Source organism: Nonomuraea sp. NPDC049480, from assembly GCF_044465905.1.
Taxonomy (GTDB): Bacteria; Actinomycetota; Actinomycetes; order Streptosporangiales; family Streptosporangiaceae; genus Nonomuraea.
Genome location: NZ_JBITMD010000006.1, coordinates 429,396 through 448,977, shown reverse-complemented (window position 1 = coordinate 448,977; position 19,582 = coordinate 429,396). Strand labels below are relative to the sequence as shown.

The 19,582-nt window shown below is 69.2% G+C and carries 21 protein-coding genes; 13 read left to right on the top strand and 8 right to left on the bottom strand.

Annotated features, from left to right (window positions below):
• Positions 1 to 390: 390 nt before the first annotated feature.
• Complete coding sequence (locus tag ACIBX3_RS20710) at positions 391 to 2,013, bottom strand: FAD-binding oxidoreductase (RefSeq protein ID WP_397119223.1); 1,623 nt, start codon at positions 2,011 to 2,013, stop codon at positions 391 to 393.
• A 414-nt stretch (positions 2,014 to 2,427) separates the two neighbouring features.
• On the opposite strand from ACIBX3_RS20710, the gene ACIBX3_RS20705 reads away from it, so the two are divergent.
• The 3 genes from ACIBX3_RS20705 to ACIBX3_RS20695 all read left to right on the top strand — a co-directional run bounded on the left by ACIBX3_RS20705 (position 2,428) and on the right by ACIBX3_RS20695 (position 7,559).
• The gene (locus tag ACIBX3_RS20705; RefSeq protein WP_397119221.1) at positions 2,428 to 5,232 is read left to right on the top strand and encodes an ATP-binding protein; all 2,805 of its coding nucleotides are present in this window, start codon (positions 2,428 to 2,430) and stop codon (positions 5,230 to 5,232) included.
• Between the two features lie 202 nt (positions 5,233 to 5,434).
• Positions 5,435 to 6,352: an aminoglycoside phosphotransferase family protein gene (locus ACIBX3_RS20700; protein ID WP_397119219.1), complete on the top strand. Its 918-nt coding sequence runs from the start codon at positions 5,435 to 5,437 to the stop codon at positions 6,350 to 6,352.
• A gap of 577 nt (positions 6,353 to 6,929) precedes the next feature.
• A complete protein-coding gene (locus ACIBX3_RS20695) occupies positions 6,930 to 7,559 on the top strand; it encodes a LysE family translocator (protein WP_397119217.1) in 630 nt (209 codons plus the stop codon).
• 276 nt (positions 7,560 to 7,835) lie between these two features.
• Here the strand turns inward: ACIBX3_RS20695 and ACIBX3_RS20690 are convergent, their stop codons facing one another.
• Positions 7,836 to 8,042, bottom strand: a complete 207-nt coding sequence (locus ACIBX3_RS20690) for a hypothetical protein (RefSeq protein ID WP_397119215.1) — start codon at positions 8,040 to 8,042, stop codon at positions 7,836 to 7,838.
• Between the two features lie 26 nt (positions 8,043 to 8,068).
• Here ACIBX3_RS20690 and ACIBX3_RS20685 point away from each other — a divergent pair, with 26 nt between their 5' ends.
• From ACIBX3_RS20685 to ACIBX3_RS20675, 3 genes are all read left to right on the top strand, one after another.
• The gene (locus ACIBX3_RS20685; protein ID WP_397119213.1) at positions 8,069 to 8,500 is read left to right on the top strand and encodes a hypothetical protein; all 432 of its coding nucleotides are present in this window, start codon (positions 8,069 to 8,071) and stop codon (positions 8,498 to 8,500) included.
• Positions 8,497 to 9,303, top strand: a complete 807-nt coding sequence (locus ACIBX3_RS20680) for a DUF899 domain-containing protein (protein ID WP_397119211.1) — start codon at positions 8,497 to 8,499, stop codon at positions 9,301 to 9,303. The genes ACIBX3_RS20685 and ACIBX3_RS20680 overlap by 4 nt, the downstream gene beginning before the upstream one ends.
• Positions 9,304 to 9,550: 247 nt before the next feature.
• A complete protein-coding gene (locus ACIBX3_RS20675; RefSeq protein WP_397119209.1) occupies positions 9,551 to 10,039 on the top strand; it encodes a hypothetical protein in 489 nt (162 codons plus the stop codon).
• Between the two features lie 125 nt (positions 10,040 to 10,164).
• Here the strand turns inward: ACIBX3_RS20675 and ACIBX3_RS20670 are convergent, their stop codons facing one another.
• The 3 genes from ACIBX3_RS20670 to ACIBX3_RS20660 all read right to left on the bottom strand — a co-directional run bounded on the left by ACIBX3_RS20670 (position 10,165) and on the right by ACIBX3_RS20660 (position 12,857).
• Complete coding sequence (locus tag ACIBX3_RS20670) at positions 10,165 to 11,031, bottom strand: alpha/beta fold hydrolase (protein WP_397119207.1); 867 nt, start codon at positions 11,029 to 11,031, stop codon at positions 10,165 to 10,167.
• A 250-nt stretch (positions 11,032 to 11,281) separates the two neighbouring features.
• Positions 11,282 to 12,133, bottom strand: a complete 852-nt coding sequence (locus tag ACIBX3_RS20665; protein ID WP_397119336.1) for a phosphotransferase enzyme family protein — start codon at positions 12,131 to 12,133, stop codon at positions 11,282 to 11,284.
• Positions 12,134 to 12,602: 469 nt separating this feature from the next.
• Positions 12,603 to 12,857 (bottom strand): Tn3 family transposase, encoded by a 255-nt coding sequence (locus ACIBX3_RS20660; protein WP_397119205.1) that lies wholly within the window; start codon positions 12,855 to 12,857, stop codon positions 12,603 to 12,605.
• A gap of 494 nt (positions 12,858 to 13,351) precedes the next feature.
• Here ACIBX3_RS20660 and ACIBX3_RS20655 point away from each other — a divergent pair, with 494 nt between their 5' ends.
• The 5 genes from ACIBX3_RS20655 (at position 13,352) to ACIBX3_RS20635 (ending at position 17,071) form a co-directional block, all read left to right on the top strand.
• Positions 13,352 to 13,747 (top strand): hypothetical protein, encoded by a 396-nt coding sequence (locus ACIBX3_RS20655; protein WP_397119202.1) that lies wholly within the window; start codon positions 13,352 to 13,354, stop codon positions 13,745 to 13,747.
• A 178-nt stretch (positions 13,748 to 13,925) separates the two neighbouring features.
• Positions 13,926 to 14,051: a hypothetical protein gene (locus ACIBX3_RS20650; protein ID WP_397119200.1), complete on the top strand. Its 126-nt coding sequence runs from the start codon at positions 13,926 to 13,928 to the stop codon at positions 14,049 to 14,051.
• 210 nt (positions 14,052 to 14,261) lie between these two features.
• Positions 14,262 to 15,089, top strand: a complete 828-nt coding sequence (locus ACIBX3_RS20645; RefSeq protein ID WP_397119198.1) for a DUF899 family protein — start codon at positions 14,262 to 14,264, stop codon at positions 15,087 to 15,089.
• Positions 15,090 to 15,316: 227 nt separating this feature from the next.
• Complete coding sequence (locus ACIBX3_RS20640) at positions 15,317 to 15,664, top strand: dihydrofolate reductase family protein (RefSeq protein ID WP_397119196.1); 348 nt, start codon at positions 15,317 to 15,319, stop codon at positions 15,662 to 15,664.
• Positions 15,665 to 15,934: 270 nt separating this feature from the next.
• A complete protein-coding gene (locus tag ACIBX3_RS20635) occupies positions 15,935 to 17,071 on the top strand; it encodes a serine hydrolase domain-containing protein (protein WP_397119194.1) in 1,137 nt (378 codons plus the stop codon).
• Here ACIBX3_RS20635 and ACIBX3_RS20630 read toward each other — a convergent pair.
• Positions 16,987 to 17,307, bottom strand: coding sequence for a helix-turn-helix domain-containing protein (locus ACIBX3_RS20630; protein ID WP_397119192.1), 321 nt, complete (start codon positions 17,305 to 17,307; stop codon positions 16,987 to 16,989). The two genes, ACIBX3_RS20635 and ACIBX3_RS20630, sit on opposite strands and share 85 nt — an antisense overlap.
• A 22-nt stretch (positions 17,308 to 17,329) precedes the next feature.
• On the opposite strand from ACIBX3_RS20630, the gene tnpA reads away from it, so the two are divergent.
• Entirely contained in the window at positions 17,330 to 17,746 is a 417-nt protein-coding gene (gene tnpA / locus ACIBX3_RS20625) for an IS200/IS605 family transposase (RefSeq protein WP_397119190.1), read from the top strand.
• 60 nt (positions 17,747 to 17,806) lie between these two features.
• Here tnpA and ACIBX3_RS20620 read toward each other — a convergent pair whose 3' ends face one another.
• Both ACIBX3_RS20620 and ACIBX3_RS20615 read right to left on the bottom strand, forming a co-directional pair.
• Positions 17,807 to 17,971, bottom strand: coding sequence for a hypothetical protein (locus tag ACIBX3_RS20620; protein WP_397119188.1), 165 nt, complete (start codon positions 17,969 to 17,971; stop codon positions 17,807 to 17,809).
• 105 nt (positions 17,972 to 18,076) lie between these two features.
• Entirely contained in the window at positions 18,077 to 19,060 is a 984-nt protein-coding gene (locus ACIBX3_RS20615; protein WP_397119186.1) for a helix-turn-helix transcriptional regulator, read from the bottom strand.
• 95 nt (positions 19,061 to 19,155) lie between these two features.
• On the opposite strand from ACIBX3_RS20615, the gene ACIBX3_RS20610 reads away from it, so the two are divergent.
• A complete protein-coding gene (locus ACIBX3_RS20610) occupies positions 19,156 to 19,581 on the top strand; it encodes a VOC family protein (protein ID WP_397119184.1) in 426 nt (141 codons plus the stop codon).
• Position 19,582: the final 1 nt, after the last annotated feature.

Here is a 19,582-nt window from a genome sequence, read left to right as displayed (position 1 = left end):
GCTGTCGGTGTCGTACGTGGTGAGCACCGCTGCCGCATCGCGACCAGCCCGAACCCGAGGTGAGCGGCACCTTCCCCGAGCCGCGGCGACGCCGGCCTGCCGCCACGGCCAGGGCAGGACCCGGAACGCGTAGACGTAGCCCGCGGGCGTGAAGAACCCGAACCACGGGGCCCTGACCACCAGGACCGCCATGATCCGAGCAGCACGGCGAAGAACACCGCCATCACCGGCGGGCGGGATGCAGCGTGAAGCCCCCGACATCCACACCGCCGCCGGCGCGCACAGGGCCAGGTCGATGACCGGGGACCGGCCGTTCGACCGCGCGCTCCTCCATGATTCCTGCTCCCCCATTGACAATCTGGCGGCGACCGGCGCGCTCCCGCCGCCTGGTCAGGCGGGCGGTTCGACCCCCAGGGCGTGCCGGAAGACGCCGCGCGGGTCCCAGCGGGCCTTGGCCCGCTGAAGGCGGGGGTAGTTGTCCTTGTAGTACAGCGTGCGCCCCGGCACGCCGGAGGTGTTCCACTTCGGGTCGACCAGGTCGACGTCGGGATAGTTGATGTAGGAGCCGTCGTTGACCTCGTCGGGCACCGGCACGCCTCCGGTGCCGGCGTACACGTCTCGGTAGAAGGCGCGGACCCAGGAGAGGTTGGCCGCGTCGTCGGCCGCGTCGGTCCAGGTCGTGTAGTAGACCGCCTTCATGACCACGTCGCGCTGGGCGACCGCGGTGGCCTCCGGCGCCACCGCGCGCACCTGACCGCCATAGCCGATGAGCAGCATGCCGGAGCTCGCGTTCCCGCTGGAGTCGGTCAGGTTGCGGTGGACGGCGGCGAGTTGCTCATCGGTCAGCGACCGGCGCAGGTACGCGGCCTTGTTCTTGTACCGGCGGGCGGTCGCGTCGCCGGCCTCACCCGTGCCCGGCCAGGTCATCTTGTGGAGCCAGGGCATCGTCCGCCGGGTGTTGACCACCGGTTCGACGCCGGTGCCGGCGGTCACCGCGGACACGAACTCGGTCACGAGGCCGTCCGCGCCGGGCAGGCCCGCGTCGATCTGCACGGCCAGCGAGAAGTACCCGGCGCCGCGGTGCGACAGGAGGAAGATCGCATACAGGCCGGCGGACCGCGAGCCGGGCGCGCTGTTGTGCTCGTGCCAGGTGCCGAAGTTGCGCGTCAGCCTGGTGAAGGCCTGCTCGGTCATGCCCTCCCAGGACCAGGCGAGCACGCATTCGAGCATCTCTGCCGGCGAGGCCGGCAACAGCTTGGACGGGTCGGTGCCGGTGGCGCCGGGCGAGCGCAGCCAGTACTTGGTGACCACCCCGAAATTGCCGCCGCCACCGCCGGTGTGCGCCCACCACAGGTCGCGGTGCGGGTCGTCCTGCTCGCGGGTGGCGACCACCACGCGGGCGGTGCCGTCCCGGTCGACCACCACGACCTCCACGCCGTACAAGTGGTCCACCACCGAGCCGTACCGGCGTGACAGCGCCCCGTACCCGCCGCCCGCGAAGTGCCCGCCGGCGCCCACCGCCGGGCAGCTGCCCCCGGGGATCGTCACTCCCCAGCCCTTGAACAGCGTCCGGTACACCTGCCCGAGTGTGGCTCCCGGCTGCACCGCGAACGCCCTCTTGCCGGCGTCGTAGCCGACCGCGTCCATGGCGGACAGGTCGAGCAGCGTGCGCACCGCCGGGTCGGCGGTGAAGTTCTCGAAGCAGTGGCCGCCGCTGCGCACCGCAACCCGCCGCCCGGCGCGCACCGCCTCCGTCACCGCGCGCACCACCTGATCGGTCGAGCCGACCACACGAATCTCTTCCGGCCGCCCCGCGAAGCGGAAGTTGTTGCCGCGCAGCAGGCTGTCGTACCGCGGGTCGCCCGGACGGATCTTCACCGGCCCGAACGCCTCCGGCTGGGCGGCCGCCTCCGCCGAGCCGGCCACCCCTGCCGCCAGCGTGCCACCCGCCACGGCCCCCGCACTGGCGAGCAGCACACGACGACTCACCTGGTTGCCCTCTGACTGACTCATCCCCATCCTTCCGGCGCCGGTTCCCTGCTGACCGGGTGTCCTCACCGTCCCAGCACCGCGACCGGGTGCACATCAGCCGATCTCCTGAAACGGGGGCTGAACCGCGGCCCCACCGGACGGCTGAGCCGGAACCACCGATCGGCTGACCGCCCGGCGATCGTCGCGCAGCTCGCCGACGCCGGCGACCAGGCGGATCGGCAGCGAACGTCCGGCCGGGGCTGGGGCCGGGGCCTGGCCGCCGCCGGCCCCGCTGACCTCCGCGGGATTCTCACAGACACCGGACCCGAAGCTCTGGCCTGCACTAACGCCAGTGCGCGTACCTGGTGACAGCTTCGGTAGTGCCACCAGTCCGGGACCTCTTCGCATGGTGGCCGTTTGCGGAGGGGTGCGGAGGGGATACGGCAAACTGGGACAGTGGTGACAGGAATGGAGATCTCGCCTCGTGAAGCCGAGGTACTGGGACTGGTCGGGGCCCATCTCAGCAACGCCGAGATCGCGGCACGGCTGTGCATCTCGGTGCGTACGGTGGAGAGTCACGTCTCCTCGCTGCTGCGCAAGCTGGAGGTGCCGGATCGGCGGGCGCTCGCCCAGCGTGCGCCCGAGCCGGCCGGCACCGGCCCGTCGCATCCGGCATCGGTTCTGCCGGCCCCGCTGACCTCGTTCGTCGGCCGGGTGAGCGAGCGGGCCGAGCTGGCCGAGATGATCAAGGAACACCGTCAGGTGACCGCGGTCGGCCCCGGCGGAGTGGGCAAGACCCGGCTCGCGTTGGCGGTGGCCGCGGAAGCAGCCGGCGAGCACTCCGACGGGGTGTGGTTCGTCAACCTGGTCCCGGTCACCGACCCAGGCATGATCGCCACTGCGGTCGCCGGGGCGCTCGGCCTGGGTGAGCAGCCCGGCCGCGACATGACCGAGTCCGTGGTCGCCGCGCTGGCAGACCGTCATGCGCTGCTGGTGCTGGACAACTGCGAGCAAGTGGTGGACGGGGTGGCGCTGTTTCTCGAACGGCTGCTGGCGACGTGCCCTCGGGTGACGGTGCTGGCGACCAGCCGGGCACGGCTGATGGTGCCGTACGAACGGGTGTATCCGGTCCCGCCGCTGTCGCTGGCCGTCGATGGTGAGTCGGACGCGGTCGCGTTGTTCATGGAGCGGGCGGCGGCGGTCGGCCGGCCGCTGGATCCTCCGCTGCGCGACCAGATCGCCTCCATCTGTGAGCGGCTCGATGGGATGGCGCTGGCGATCGAGCTGGCCGCCGCCCGGTATCCCACGCTCGGGCTGGACGGCATCACCGCCGCCCTGTCCCACCCGCTCCGGATGCTCACCGGCGGCTCCCGTGCCGATGAGCGGCACCGTTCGGTGCGGGCGGCGCTGGACTGGAGCCATGCCCTGCTGGAGCCCGCCGACCGGGCGCTGCTGCGCCGGGTGTCGGTGTTCGTGGCGCCGTTCACCGCTGCTGCGGCGGCCGAGGTAGCCGGGTCAGAGGAAGGCCTTGTCGCCGACGAACTGGCCCGGCTCGCCGAACAGAGCCTGCTGATGGTGACGGCGTCACCGGGCGGTACGGAGTACCGGGCGCTGGAGACCATCCGCCAGTACGGCACGGAGCGGCTCGCCGAGGCCGGTGAGCTGGTCGACGCTCGGTCCCGGCACCTTCGCTGGTGCCTGGCCAAGGCCGCCGGCCTGGCGGTGGTGCGACAGGATTGGCGGGCCCGGTTCGACCTGGTGGCGGACGACCTCCGCGCGGCCCTGGCGTGGGCGGCCGACCGGCCGGAGCAGCGCGCGGACGCGTACGAGCTCGCCCGCCACCTGGCGGAGCTGACCTTCACCCGCAACCTGGTCGGCGAGTCCCAGCGGCGCTATGAGCAGGCGGCCGAGCTCGCGACCGACCCCGCCGCCACCGCGTCGATGCTCCGGCAGGCCGCGGCCGTGGCCGGCTGCCGGACGGTCGGTGATGACATGTACCGCCTTCGCCGCGCGGCCGCGGACGCCGCCCGCAGGTCCGGCGACACCGCCGGCGCCGCCGCTGACCTGGCCACCGCCGCCACTATCGCGTTCCGGTTCTCGTCCACGTTCGTGCGGCTCCCGTCCCTGGAGGAGGCGCTCGCGCTGATCACCGAGGCGCGGGAGCCGGCCGGCGACGATCCGGCCGCGCAGGCCGCGGTGGCACTGGCCGAGGCCGCGGTGCTCGCCGACGCGTTCGGTGCCGCCCAGGGCCCGCCCGGCAACGCCGTACCGGAGACGATCGCGCGCGCCGAGCGCGCGGTCGAGCTCGCCCGCCGGACCGGCGACCCGCTCGCCGAGTCGGCCGCACTCGACGCGCTCACCTGCGCTCACAGCTGGGCCGGCGACACGTTCGCCACCGCCGCCATGGCCCGGCGCCGGATCACGCTCCTGTCGTCCCTCCCGATCTCGCCGGCCGGTACCCAGGAGCTGATCGACGCGCTCGGCATGGTCACCGAGGCCGGTCTCGGTGCGGGGGACCTGACGGGCGCCCGCCGATGGGCACGCCAACTGGCCGACCATCCGTCGCTGGCAGAGGTCGGTCACCGCGCTCCGCTGATGGTTGATGCGCTGGCGGGCAACGTCGACGAGGTGCTCACCGGCAGCGTCCGGCTCCTCGATGTGTGGCGGCGGGCAGGCAGCCCCGCCCGCTCGTACCTCGGCCCGGCGGTGGCCGCTGTGGCGATGATCCACGGCCTCCGCGACGACCATGAAGCCCGGCGCGAATGGCAGGAGATCCTGGACCAGCTCGGCACCCCACCGGAGCGTACCTACGGCTACGGGGCGATCTTTGACGCGATGCTTCTGCTGCACCACGGGCAGACACCCGAGGCGCTGGAGCGGATGGCCCCCGAGCCGGGACAGGTGTGGAAGTGGGTCACCTGGATCTGGCACCACTGGTATGTGGCGCTGCGCGCCGAGGCCGCCGTGCTCGCCGGGAGCCCTGAGGCTCGCGACCGTCTGGCCGAGGCCCGGACCGTCGTGGCCGGCAACCCGGTCGCCGGTGCCATGGTGGAGCGAGCCGGAGCCCTGCTCGACGGCGACCAGGAGGCGCTGCTCGCCACGGGAGATGCGTTCGACGCCGCCGGCTGCCGCTACCAGTCCGCGCGGACCATGGTGCTCGCCGGCGGCGACCATGCCGAGCGTGGCGCGGCGGCGCTCGCCGACCTCGGCCTCGCCCCGATGGCCCCTGCCCCGACGCCGATGATGACCCCCGAGCGATAGCCGCTGAGGAGGATCCACCAGATCGAACTCAGCGACTATCACTCTCCCCGTCAGCTGTACTACGGCCGGCACCGCTGCACGGGGCGTCAGTGAGAACTCTGCGGCCGGCTGAGCCAGGCCCAGACGCCCGCGCCTTTCACGAGCCGGCTCCCCCTCCAGCAGCCGGAACAGGCGGGCCGGCGTCCGGCTACTGTTGATCCGCATGACGCACACCGAGATCGAGATCACCGCGGAGCTGGTGCGGGATCTGCTGCGCGACCAGCACCCCGACCTGGCCGATCACCCTGTGAGTCTCGGCGCGCGTGGCTGGGACAACCAGCTCTGGCGGCTCGGCGACGACCTCGCCGTCCGGTTGCCCTGGGCGACGCAGGACGCGGACGAGTTGCTGCAAAAGGAGCACACCTGGCTGCCTGCTCTCGCCCCGCGTCTGCCGCTGCCGGTTCCCGTCCCGCAACGCCTCGGCGAGCCCTCCGCTCTGTTTCCGCGGCCCTGGATCGTCACCACCTGGGTGCCGGGCGAGCCCGCCGACCGCGCCCCCGTCACACGCGGTGCGGAGGCGGCCGACGCCCTGGCCGCCTTCCTGACCGCACTTCACCAACCTGCCCCCGATGGAGCGCCCGCCGGCCGGGACCGCGGGGGGCCGCTGGCCGCCTACTCCGAGGGGTTCGTCAAGGGGCTCGCCTCGGCCACCGAGATGGGACTGATCCCCGACCCGGACGCCGTCCGCGCGGTCTGGGACGACGCCGTCGCCGCGCCCGACTGGACAGGCCCGGCGCTATGGCTCCACGGCGACCTGCATCCGGCCAACGTCCTCACCGCGGATGGCACCATCTGCGGCGTGATCGACTTCGGCGACCTCTTCGCGGGCGATCCGGCCGGCGACCTCGCCGCCGCTTGGAACCTGCTGCCGGACGGCGCCGCCGACCGCTTCTATGACGCTTATCAGCCGGCCCCGGACGCCGCGACCCTGCGCCGCGCACGCGGATGGGCGGTACGCCGCGCCCTCGGCGGCATTCATGTCGGAGAAGCCGGCGTCCGCGGCCGCCCAGGCGGCAAGGCCACGTGGGGCCCACCCGCCCACGCCGCACTGCGACGCCTCATCGCAACGGCCCATCGCTGATCGAGCGCCTCTCCCCGCGCTCGAATGCCTTCGCGCCGGACCCCACCATGCTCGGCATGCTGGGGTCTCCTTACCTGATGTGGCTGGACGACCTTGGCGCGGCTGACCACGAGCTCGCTCGGCGACCCGAGACAACCATCGCTCCAGCGGGGCACATCTCGGCCGCGAACCAGAAGATCTGCTTGTCCTCATCGGCGACCGTCGGCTCACGGAACCCGTGGAAATGCCGGAAGGCGATCCTCCGAGAGGCCGCCCGGACGCCGGACGCTTCTCCCCGGGCGATGAAGCACGAGCCCTGACTTCGAGCCGGGCAAGGCATGGGCCTGCGACAACACCGCCCGCCTGCCCAGGGCACCACACTCCGGGCCGACCTCCCCCTCACGCGGCGATAGCCCGGCCGCCCGGACATTCCAGCCGCGGTGATCAGGACGGCCCAGCGGGCCGTCGCCGAAGGTGTCCGGATACCGGCGCCAGCGCCGGTATCCGGTCGCGCGACGGATCGCACCGGCCGGTGAGCGGCTGCCTGCTGAGCGGGTACCAGAGGCCGCCCGCTGCGGGGATGTGAAAAGATCAGCGCATGCCGATCGATCCCCACCTGCTCGCTGTGTTCACGGTGACCACCATCATCGCGCTGATCACCCCTGGGCCCGACATGTTGTTCGTGCTCGGGTGCGGCATGCGGGGCGGCGCCCGCGCCGGGCTGCTGGCCACGGTCGGCGTGATCACGGGTGACGCGTTGTACGTCGCCGCGGCAGCCGCCGGGCTCGCCGTGCTGCTGACAGCGTTCCCAGTTGTGTTCACGGTGTTACGGATCGCCGGCGCCGCATACCTGATCTACCTTGGCATTCAGATGATCCGCCATCGCAAGAACAGCCAGGCCGATGATCCTGCCGCCGGTGGCATGCCGGGCCGGCGTGCCTTCCTCAACGGTGTGGTGTCGTCAATGGCTAATCCGCAGACGTTCACCTTCATGGTCGCTTTCCTCCCCCAGTTCATCGATCCGGCGGCGGGGCCGGTCTGGCTGCAGTTCGCCATCCTCGGCGGCATCTTGATCGTCCTGGAGTTCCTGGCCGACGCAACAGTCGGCGTGCTGGCCGGGCGGATCGGCGGCTGGCTGCGTGGCCGCCAAGCGGTGCGCCGCCGGATCGACGCCGCGACTGGGAGCCTGTTCATCGGCCTGGGCATCACCCTCGCGGCCGAACGCTGACCGGGTTGGCGCGGCACACCACCAGCCCGACCGGCTGCCGGCTTCTCGACGGCGAACTCGACTGTGAGACGCGCGAGAAGTTCCCGGAGAAGGTCTTCAGCCCCGCTGCGGACTCCTCGTACTGATCCGGCCGCCGCATCTGCGCGGCCACGGGAGCGCTGGGCAATGCCGGCCCCCGACAAGGTGTCCTCCGCTCAGGACGCCGGTTCCTGCCGGGGGCGTGGTCTGGCGCGGATGTGCATGCGTTCTCCTTGGCGGCCGAACGGGTTGAGGACCTCAACGGGAGACTCGCCGGTGGTACCGAACCAGTTGGGTCCCCACCGACCGGACCGGCCGCACCAGCATCGCCGGCGTCTGGGCCGCCGGTAACGTCATCGACCCGCGCGCCCAGGTCATCACCGCCGCCGGCATGGGGTCCGCCGCCGCCTTCGCCATCACACCGACCTGCTGGACGAAGAGGTCGACCACGCCGTCGAACAGCACCGCGCCACGGTCGCGGGTGATGGCCGGTGAGCATCGACACCGCACAGCAAGTGCCGGTCTCTGGCGGGAGACTGCCGCTCGGCGTCTGCCTGCTCGCGTTCAGCCTGTTCGCGATGGGCAGCGCGGAGTTCCCTCCGGCCGGGGTCCTGCCGGAGATCGCCGACGACATGAAGATCGGCGTGTCCTCCGCCGGCGCACTGATGACGGCATTCGCCATCGGTGTCGTGATCGGCGGGCCTCCCGTCGCCATCATGACGCTGCGCCGGCCGCGACGCACCACGCTGGTGACCACTCACAGCGCGTCTGTGAACGTGTCGGCCCGACCTGATCGGTGCCGGCTCGGCCGAGGGCGTCCCCGGCGCGATGAGTTCCGGCCGGGTGGCGAGTCTGTTCTGGTGACCGTCGTAGGACGGTCGTACGACGCCGCCCGGCATGAGACACCACGGAGAACACCATGACGAACACCGCGGAGAACACCATGACAACCACGCCGAACGACCAGACCGCCGCGCTGCCCGGCCGCCCGCCCGTCGTCGACCTGACCACCTGGCAGACCGCCCGTGACGAGCTTCTGGTCCGCGAGAAGGCCCACACCCGCGAGGGCGACGCCCTGGCCGCGGCCCGCCGCCGGCTGCCGATGGTGGAGTTCGACGGGACGGTCGAGATCATCGGGCCCGACGGCCCGGTCCCGTTCCTGGACCTGTTCCAGGGCCGCGACGAGCTCGTGGTCTACAAGCACATGTGGTACGACGGCGCACCGCACCAGGGGCAGTGCGAGGGCTGCACCACCACGGCCTGGCACCTGAAGGACGCCGTGTACCTCAACGCCCGCGGCGTCTCGTTCGCCATCGTGACCACGGGCCGCTGGGACGAGGTGGCCTCCTACGTCGAGTTCATGGGCTACACCCAGCCCTGGTACTCGGTGCGCGACGTGAACGCGCCGGTCGGCGGCAGCATGGGTTACATCACCTGCTTCCTCCGCGACGGCGACCGCGTGTTCCTCACCTACTCCACGACGGGCCGTGGCAACGAGCGGGTCAACGGGTCCCTCGGCCTGCTCGACATGACGCCCTACGGCCGCGGCGAGGCGTGGGAGGACAACCCCGAGGGCCGGCCCGAGGGGCGCAGCGCGTGCTGGTGCTGGCGCTCGGACGCGGACGGGAACGCCACCTGGGGCCCGACCAGCCGCCCCGTGCCGCAGTGGACCCGCCCCGGCGCGACCCCCGTGGAGACCCTCGGCCGGCGCGGCCACCACCACTGACGCGCCTTCGCCGACGGCATCGGCAAAAGGTGGTGGGTGCCGGGCGGAATTCTCCGGACGATGCGAGGGTGCGCCCGCGCACTCGGCCGGTGGGCGGTTCGCCCGGAAGGTGAAGGACTCCTGTCAGGAGAGGGCTGTCTAGGTTTGCCAGTCCTGGTGCCGCCGCCGCGACCTGCTCCGTTCCGTCACAGCTTGCCGAGCTGTCCTGTCTGAGGGTGCAATGACCGACAACGGCAAGGAGTGCATCATGTCCCTCCTCCACACGGTGGGGGTATCGGTCGGCTGCGTCCTGGCCCTCGCGCCGGTTCTGCTGCCCTCCGCACGTCCCGCCAGGAGATGGCCGCACGTCGTCATGGCGCTCGGCATGGCGGCCGGGCATCTGGGCGGCTTGTTCCTCTCCGTCGCGGTGCTCGCGCTGCTGACCGCCGGCTGGCTCTGCGGCTCCTCCTCCCGCCGCGCGGAGACCGGTCATCACATCCAGGACTTCGTGGTCATGTCCATGCTCTTGGTGCTGACGGCGTTCGGCGGGCCCCCTCTCGCCGGCGCTTCGTCCGGGCACCCGCATGGAGGCGGTTCGCTGGCCGCGGTGGCCCTGGTCATCGGGCTGGGCTGGACCTGCGCTCGGCTCATCCGCGTCCTGCCCGAGCGGAGCGCGGATCGAAACGTGCTCAGCCAGGATGTGTGCTCGGCCGGAATGGCGGCCAGCATGGCCTTCATGGCTGCGTTGGCCCTCTGATGGGGTCAGAGCCGGTGGTGCTGCTGGACGAGCCGGCCATCGGCCTGGACGTGGCGGCCGCGCGCATGACCACCGACAGGTGACTCAAGCCCCGGCTGTGTTCGGCATGGGGAATCGCTGACCCGTCAGCCGGCCCTTCGGGTCTGCCCCTCCACTCCAGCGCGGAGCGCCGCACCGAACTGGTCTGGTGCTTCCAGCCATGGATGGTGCCCCGCGTTTGGGACGATGATGACCTCGCAGTTGAGGCGTGTTCCGAGACGCCGCAGGGCATCAGCAGGGCGGCTGTCGCCGGCTCCGCCGATGATCAACGCGCCGGGTGGCAGGTGCTCGCCGAGTTCGTCCACGTGTGATTCGAGCGGGTCGGCTTTCTTCGCTGCGTTGAGCTGGGTGTTCATCGCGTAGTTGACGGGCCGCAGCATGCGGGCTGACGCCAGCGCCCAATCCCATGCCCGAGCTCGGTCGGCGTGGTCGGTAAGCCACGACAGCGTGAGGTACTCGATCTCCTCGGCGTCTGTGCGCGATTCGATCGCATCGAGTTCATCGAGCCTGGCCTGCTGCTCGTCAGTGCGTCGTGCTCGCTGTGTTGCTCGGTTGGCTTCCCGCCATGGATCTAGGAAGGGCCCGGCGATCTGAATCAGTCCGGCCACGCGTTCGGGATGGGCCAGCAAGAAGTAGCAGGCCATATTGGTTCCGAACGAATGCCCCACCAGAACAACCCGGTCGTGTCCCCACGCATCGAGCAACAACGCCAAGTCGTGAACGTGGCGGACGATCGTGTGCTCTCCCTCCCAGGACGATCCGCCGGTGCCGCGCTGGTCGTAACGGTGGACCAGGCACAGGTCGTCGATGATGCCTGCGACCGGGGCGAGATAGTCGGGTATTCCTGGACCGCCGTGCACCATAACCACGGGAAACCTCTGCGGGCTCATCGAGCCCGAGGTCCACGTGCGTAGCCGTGTACCGTCATCCAACTCGATCATGGCCACGGTCATGGACGTGAGTGTAAGGCAGTCGGGGTTCGAGTACCGGCGTCAAAACTCATGGACATTTCAGGCCGATGATCTTCAGATGGTGTCCAAGGTCGCCGGCATCTGGCTCCCGCGCTCATCGGCAGAATCACCGGCGGATCGTGGTATCCCGCCGGGCTGTCCCGTCGTTCCCGACCCCGCGACCGGCCAAGGCCAGGATCACGGCAGATCCCGGCATCAACAGCCAGCCGGCTACGGCCTCGACGGCCCGCGATCAGCCATGGGTATCCAGCCCTTTGCGATCGAGCGCTGCCCGGATCTGGCTGAGCCATTCTGTGCCCAGCCGGCGCCCGTTCGGGAGTTGGTCGCCTCGATCCCAGCGCCACGTTGTGATCATCGCCAGCACGAGGATCCGGCACTCGCGCAGCAAGCCTTGATTGACACCCGGATAGTGCACGCTGACTTCTTCGGGCGCATGGGCGAGGTCGAATTCGACAGGCCCACGGCAACACGTCTCAAGGTCTACGAACAGCAGCCCGTTCTTCGTGGTGAGCACGTTGCCCGGGTGCGGCTCGCCGTGCAGCAGCTGATCGGCGCCGCCGCGCTCGCCGATCACTCGTCTCAGGCTTCGTAACGTGTCGCCGAGCAGCTCCCGGTCCGCGTCGGCGAGCGCCGGAGTGTGGTCGCGGTTCGCCACGAGTTGTTGAGCCTGCTCGACTCGATCCGTGACATGCGGCGTCGGGACATCAAGCTTGCGCATGCCGGCATGCAGCCGCTCGAGCGCATTGGCGTAGTCGGCTGGTGAGAACTCTCGAGGTGTCACGGGTTCGTAGTAGGTCCATAGCGTGATCGCGAAGCCATCACGCTCATAGACGCGTGGCTCCACTCGAGGCTCGAGAGCAGCCACAGGGCACCCGGATTCGGCGAGCCGCTGAGCAAGCTCGACTTCGAACTGTGCGACTTGATGCGCTACAGGTGCCACCCGGGCCAGGACGTCACAAGGCAGGAGACGCAGAGTGAGCTTGTTCGAGTCATGAAGAACGATCGCGTCGTCGGCTGTCAGGTCAAGTGATGAGGCGGTCGACAGGGCTGCGGCCACCGCACGCGAGACCTCTGACGCCTGCATCATCGCCTGGCCCCTCCTCCCCTTGAGCGCTGCCGTAACTCTCCAAGCGGTGCAACCTGCGCACCATACCAAGTTGTCGATAGAGAGCAGCGGTGGCGCGACGGCGAGGCGCGACTTCATCGGCGATCCGCCCCGTCACGGGCCCATCGCAGCAGAGCGACGGCGTATGCCGCGTTCATCCGGCGCGCTCGCCCGGGCCGGCCGGGTCGGGTGGGTCGGGTGGGTCGGGTGGGTGCGCCGGCCGAAGCGGCATGCGGCGCCAGACGGGGGTGGTCCTCCGAACGCTACCCGAAGCCCTGAAGCAGCTGTCTGTGACGGTCGCTGCCTCTTGGTGTTTTCCCTGGTGACGTGAGGCGCGTCTCGGATGACTGTCCACCCGAATGCTCCAGGACGCGGGTGAGGATGTCGAGGTCGGCCAGTGGGGCGGGAGTGACGGCGATGATCGTCTCGTCGTCCGTGGGTCAGCAGGTCACGGGTTGAGCAGGAAGGGCAGGCTCGCGTCGTGGACCCTGGTCGGGCGCAGTGGCCGCCACCCCTCGATGAGTTTGGCGAGCCCGGTTTCGATGTCGGCGGTGATGAACCCGAAGAAGTTGATGTTCTCACGGTGACCGGGGGCGATGAACGACAGCAGTTCGCCGGGGACGTCGCGGCCCTGGGCGCGGAGCTCGCCGATCGCCGTTCCGTAGTACTCGGTGGTCCAGGTGATCACGGCGTTCGTGAGCACTCGATGATCAGGTAGGTGCCGGGGCCGGCGTACCGCGCCGGGACGAACGACGTCGGCGCCCCGGCCGGGATTTTCTGCCGCCGACCCGGTTCAGCTCCTTCAGGATCTCCACGGCCTCCATCTGCGCCACCGCCGGGACCTCGATCACCCAAGCCGAGTGGGAACGCTACGCCCCCGGCATCCTGTACGACCCTCCATGCTGAGGTGGCCCAGAGGTCAGAGAGTGTCTTCAATCCCGGTAACGACCGTGGAGCGAAGTGATGGTCGTCGTGGATTGCCGCCCTCTTCTTGCAAGTCAGAGCGGAATGGTTCCTTGCGCATGTGAGCTGGAAGCTTTCGCCGAGGTCGGGCCCGCCGCGTGACGCCGATGTGAAGCCACGATGAAGCCGCAAAGTGTTGTCATGAGGGCGAGCAGGATCGGCGGTTTCGGGTCCTGATCAGAAACAGTACGGTGGCGGTGAATCAAGCCACCGCAGCGTCTGGCGGGAAGGGGCATGATGAAGTTTCTGCGAAAGCCGGCGGTGCTGGCCTTGCCGGCGGTCGCCGTGATGTCGCTGAGCATTCCCGTCAACGCTCAGTCAGTGCCCAGCAGTTACATCTACAACAAGCCCGGGAACCAGATCGGGATCGGGGTGTATCAGAACCGTGGACAAACACCGTGGACGCATATCCTGCCGGCCGGTCGGCGCACGGACTCCCACCTCGGCTGGCAAAAAGCCGGGGGTTTCTACATCGGCCCGGGCTACTGCGCCGACCCCTGCTACTACTCCGACGGCGTCTGGCAACCGTACGGCGTGACCGTCCGCGGACCCGACTATTTCGATATATTCGATTACGTCGGCGGTGAAACCACCTCGAGAAACGAGGTCCGGAGCCTGCGCAGTTGCTGAATCGACGCGCATCGGTCTATCCGAACGCATGCCGACGGCCTCCCTGCCGAGAGGCCATCGGCGCGGCGGCAGATCAGGCGCGGCGGCCGACCTGCGCGTCTGATCCACGCCGGCTGGGAGCCGGACATGAGGCTCACCTCCACTGTCACGCTGACCTCCGCGGGCCTTGGCCGGCAGGGTGCGGAGCACGTTCACGTTCGCCGACGGCCTCGACGAACTGGTGGGCAAGACGCTCCACGTCGACGCCCGCTGCCGCCGGTGGGGCGACAAGGTATCGGTCAAGGCGCCGGATCGCCAAAAATGACCACCGAGCTATGCATCAAGAGCATCTGCAATCGGCGCCTTCCGGGCTGACGACGCGGGGGTGGGCGAGCTCCGTCCGAATGGCTCATGCGGCACGGGTTGACGGAGCTCGCATGCTGGTCCATGACTGAACGTTTTTCCTGGTCACCACTTCCGGAAGCGTGCGGAAACGGCCGTTTCTGTACGGGCATGTACGAGAAAGGATTTCACCATGACCAACCAGCCCACCGAACCCGACGTTTCAGCGATCGGCGTCGCGGCCAAGCCCCCGGTCGTCGACCGGGCCGCGTTCCAGACCGAACTGGACCGGCTTCGGGTCCGGGAAAAGGCCCACACTCGGGAGGGCGATGCGATCGCCGCCGCCCGACGCCGCCTCCCGATGGTCGAAGTCGATCCGCAGACTCCGCTGGTCGGAGCGGGCGGATCGGTGCCGCTGATCGACATCTTCGACGGTCGGTCCCAGTTGATCGCCTACTTCCACATGTGGCACACCGGCAGGCCCGCCGCGGAGCAGTGCGAGGGCTGCACCTTCAACACGTCCCATGTCACCGAGCTGGCTTACCTGCACTCACGTGACGTCAGCTACGCGGTCTTGTGTGAGGGACCGTACGAGGAGGCCTCGCGGTATCGCGAGTTCATGGGCTACCCCGTTCCCTGGTACTCGGTGCCACAGGACTCCGTGGACCGGTTGATCGCAGACCGGTACTTCGGCATCCTGGCGTGCTATCTCCGAGACGGTGACCGGGTCTTCGAGACCTATTGGACCAGCGGCCGGGGCGACGAAGTGATGGCACCGTCGTACGGACTGCTGGATCGGACCGTCTACGGCCGGCATGAGTTCTGGGAGGATTCGCCGGAGGGCTGGCCGCAGCGTTGGGGTTCCCAGGGGGGCCAGTTCCGGCAGGAGGACGGCCGTCCGATGGCCCAGCGGTCGCGGATCCAGGCCGGGCGCGACGACGACCTCGGCACAATGCCGGACGGATGGACTGCGTGTTCCTGCTCACTGCACAGTGGACCACCGGCCGCGGCGACGAAGTGATGGCACCGTCGTACGGACTGCTGGATCGGACCGTCCCACGGCCGGCAGGCGTTCTGAGGAATCGCCCGAGGGCTGGCCGCAACTCGATCAGCGCGAGGTATCCCGACCGGTCCTTGGCGACACGGCGCACCGTCTCCCGCATGACCGCGGTCCGACCTTGACACCACTACAAGTGAAGTACTACCTTCATATCACTACAGTCAGAGTGCCATGAGGCGGAGGACATCATGCGAAAGCTCGTCCACTACACCGCTGTCAGCCTGGACGGTTTGATCGCGGCCCCCGACGGGGCCGCCGACTTCTTCCCCGTCAATCTCGATCTCATGACCGCCATGAATGAGCGCCATCCCGAGACCGTCCCGACCGCGTACCGGGGAGCCGCCGGTCTCCGAAACGCCCCCAACAAGCGCTTCGACACCGTCCTCATGGGCCGGGCCACCTACGAGATGGACCTCAACAGCGGCACCGACAGCCCATGGTCGCATCTACACCAGTTCGTCGTCTCCACGACGCTCGCTGCGGCCGGTCCAGGCGTCGGACTCGCCGTCCACGCGCTGCCCTCGTCCGGCGACTGAAGGCCCAGGACGGCGCCGGCATCCCACTCTTCAACGGCGGGTTCACCCCGCACACCTTCGACCGGGTCACCGTTGAAGACTTCGGGGCAGGGATCACTGTGACGACGTGCACACAGGGTTGACCCAGGCGGGGCCGAAACCCACCCGCGATCAAAGCCGCCAAGACCGCTGAATGGAGCCAGAAGTCACCCGAAAGCGGAGCCGATTCCCACCCTGAATCAGATCAAAGCAGTGACCAAGCGCGACCGATGACAGTCGAAAGGAGACACCATGGCAACGACAAGCAACACCGGAACCAACCCCGAGGCGGTGCAGCGCGTACTGGACGACGCAGTGTCTTCGGGCGTGACGCCGGGCATCGTGACCGAGATCGCCAAGGGCGACTCCCGCTGGTTCGCGTCTGCGGGCAAAGCCGACATCAGCACCGGCCGCGAGCGCAAACCGGAGGAGTTGTTCCGTATCGGCAGTGCCGCTAAGGCGTTCACCGCCGCCACCACACTGAAATTAGTCGGAGAAGGAGCGCTCAGCCTCGACGATACGGTGGAAAAGTGGCTGCCCGGCTTGCTCGATCACAGTCACTATGACGGCGGCAAGATCACGTTACGGCAGTTGCTGAACCAGACCAGCGGCATCTTCAACTTCAGCATGGACCCAGAGTTCTACGCCCGCGGCCAAGGCGAGGCTTGGTACGAACGCCGGTTCAAGGTCTTCACTCCCGAAGAACTAGTGAGGATCGCTCTACGGCATCCGCCCTACAACGCGCCCGGCGAGGCGTTCCGGTACTCCAACACGCAGTACTACCTGGCCGCGATGATGGTCGAGAAAGCCACCGGCGAATCGTACGGCGATGTGCTTGATCGGCTCATTCTGCGGCCGCTCGACCTGACCGGAACATCGTTGCCCACCACGCAGACGGTCATTCCCGGACCGCATCCGGTGCACTACTCCAGGCTGGAATCGCCCGACCCGGCGGCACCGCTGCACGACGCGACCGAGTCGAACGAGACAACCGCCTGGAGCGCAGGAGGCATGATCTCCATGACCGGCGACCTGCTCACGTTCTTCTCGGCGCTGTTGTCCGGTCGCATCCTCAAGCCGGCACAGATGGAGGAGATGTTCACGACCGTGTCCACCGACGGCTCCGGCTGGCTGCCCAACACCCGCTACGGGCTCGGCGTGTGGGTCGAGCAGAAGCTCGAGAGCGGCGTGCACGTGTGGGGCAACGGCGGCGCGGACTACGGCACGTTCACCCTCGTCATGGGCAGCCGCGACGGCACGCACATGGTCGCCGGCCACGTGAACACCGACTGGTCCCCCCAAGCCTATGCGGCGTTCCTGGCCATCCTCGACATCGAGTTCGGCAGCCCCGCAGTTGCCGCTCGCTTGCTGCGGCGACCACGGCGGTGATGGAGGCGACCAGAGTGCGGCCGTGCGGCAGCAGGGTGACGGCCGTGGACAGCTCGCGCGGGGCCGAGGCCATTTGACGCGCTCCTCGGGATGAATGAATCCCGGGGATTCCGCGCTCTTAGCCAGCCTCGTGCGTGCCAGCCCCTTGACCGCCAAGGCGCGCACCCGAACGCTCGCGCCAGCGCGATGCGCTGGGCGGGGGCCGGGTCCAGGCGGAAGGAGTAACGAAGCTGCACGACCGCATCCTACAGTTGGGCTATGGCCGAATACAGTGATATCAGAACCGGCAGGCACTGCGTTTTCATGCTCCACGCACACTTGGTTTTCGTGACGAAGTTCCGCCACCGGGTCTTCGCCGGCACCCACCTGACCCGCATGGAAGCGATCATGAGTTCCGTGTGCGCCGACTTCGAAACCGAACTGCGAGAGTTCAACGGCGCGGACAACCACGTCCATCTTCTGGTGAATTTCCCGCCCAAGATCACTTTGTCCAAGCTGGTCAACAGCCTCAAGGGAGTGTCATCCCGGCGGATGCGGCAAGAGTTCCCCGAACTGGCCGCCCACTACTACCGGGCCAGCAAACTGTGGTCGGGCTCCTACTTCGCCGGCTCTGTCGGCGGTGCACCGTTGTCGATCGTGCGCCAGTACATCGAGCAGCAGAATCGACCGGTCTGAGCCCGGGGGACGCCGGTCCGCCTGGCGGCGAATCGGCTGCTCTTGCCCCCGCTACGCGGGCTAGTCGGCCCCGGCCTGAAGGCCCGAGCACTGCCGACGAGCCCGGTAGCGAGCGGGGTCGGCCGCGGCCAGTTGCCTGCGGATCGTGACGGCCTCCCGCTCGGCGGTCAGGGCGTCGCCCGGCCTGCCGAGCTCCGAGAGGGTCACGCCGAGGTGAGTCAGCACTTTGGCGAGGCTGGAACGATGGCGGTCGGGGCAGGTGGCAGCCAGCTCCTGCCGGTAGGAATCAACGCCGGTGGTGTGCCATCGACGCCGCTGCGTCGGCGTCGATCACCCGTCAGAGGGCGGCGTGGTGAATGCGGCGGATCTGCCGGTCGCGGCGCTGGTGTAGCGGTGGGCCAGCCGCGCGAAGGCATTCTTGAGCTCGGCCGGGCCGACGACCTCGATGTCGGCGTCGAACCTGCCGATGGCGGCGGCCAGACCGGGCCATGACCACGAGCCCAGGACGAGCCGACAACGTTCCGGGCCGAGTTCCTCGACGACTCCGTCGCGGGTGTACTGGGACACGACGGCGGCGGGCAGGTCGAGGATCACCTCGCCGCGGCAAGGCCAGTCGCTCGAGCCGTCTGAGGAGCCGCGGAATCTGCTGCTCACGAAGGCGGCCACATCCCCTCCGGGCAACTCGCGCGGGGTGAAACGAGGCCCGGTGGGGATACGCGGGGTGATGCGGTCGGCGCGGAAGGTACGCCAGTCGTCGCGGTCGAGGTCCCAGGCGACGAGGTACCAGCGTCCGCCCCAGGTGACGAGGTGGCGGGGCTGGACCCGGCGGGGCTCTGCGCCGTTGTAGTCGAAGCGCAGCTCCTCGCGGGCGTGGACGGCGGCGCTGAGCGTCGTGAGCACACGGCTGTCGACCTGTGCGGCCGCGGGCCGTTCGACGGCGGTGACCTGGAGGGTGTCGATGCGGTGGCGCAGTCGTGCGGGCATGACCTGGCGGACGGTGTTCAGTGCGCGTGCCGCGGCTTCCTCGATCCCGGCCCCGCTGGTGGTGGCGATCTGGAGCGCGACGGCGAGGGCGACGGCCTGCTCGTCGTCGAACAGCAACGGGGGCAACTGGGTACCGGCCCCCAGCCGATATCCGCCGTCGGGGCCCTTGATCGCCTGAATGGGGTAGCCGAGCTCGCGCAGGCGGTCGACATCGCGGCGTACCGTGCGCGGGCTGATCTCCAGCCGCTCGGCCAACAGCGCCCCCGGCCAGTCGCGGCGCGCCTGCAGCAGCGACAACAACGCGAGCAGCCGCGCCGAAGTTTTCCGCATGATCCCCATAGTAGCGGCCACAACCTGTCCGCTTCCGCTGCGACCGTGGTCACAGAGCACAGAGAGAAACAGAGCACAGAGAGAAGGAGCCAAACATGTCCGTCAAGGCTGTAGCCCACCTGAACTTCCGAGGCGACGCCCGGGCGGCGCTCACGTTCTACCAGTCCGTCTTCGGCGGGGACCTGGCCATGGTCACCTACAAGGACGCCGGAAACGTCCAGGAGCCGGCGGAGGCGGACCAGGTGATGTGGGGCCAGGTAGCCGCCGAGAACGGGTTCCACGTCATGGCCTACGACGTGCCCTCGCGCCTGCCGTACCACCGGGGCGAGAACGCGTCCTTCGTCTCACTCCGCGGCGCCTCGGCCGAGGAGATCAGCGCGTACTGGGAGAAGCTCTCCAACGGCGCGGCCATCGCGCAGCCGCTGGGCCCCGCACAGTGGGCGCCGCTGTACGGCATGCTGACGGACCGCTTCGGCGTCACCTGGGTCGTGGACGTGGCCGGCGACCACCACGCGTCCTGAC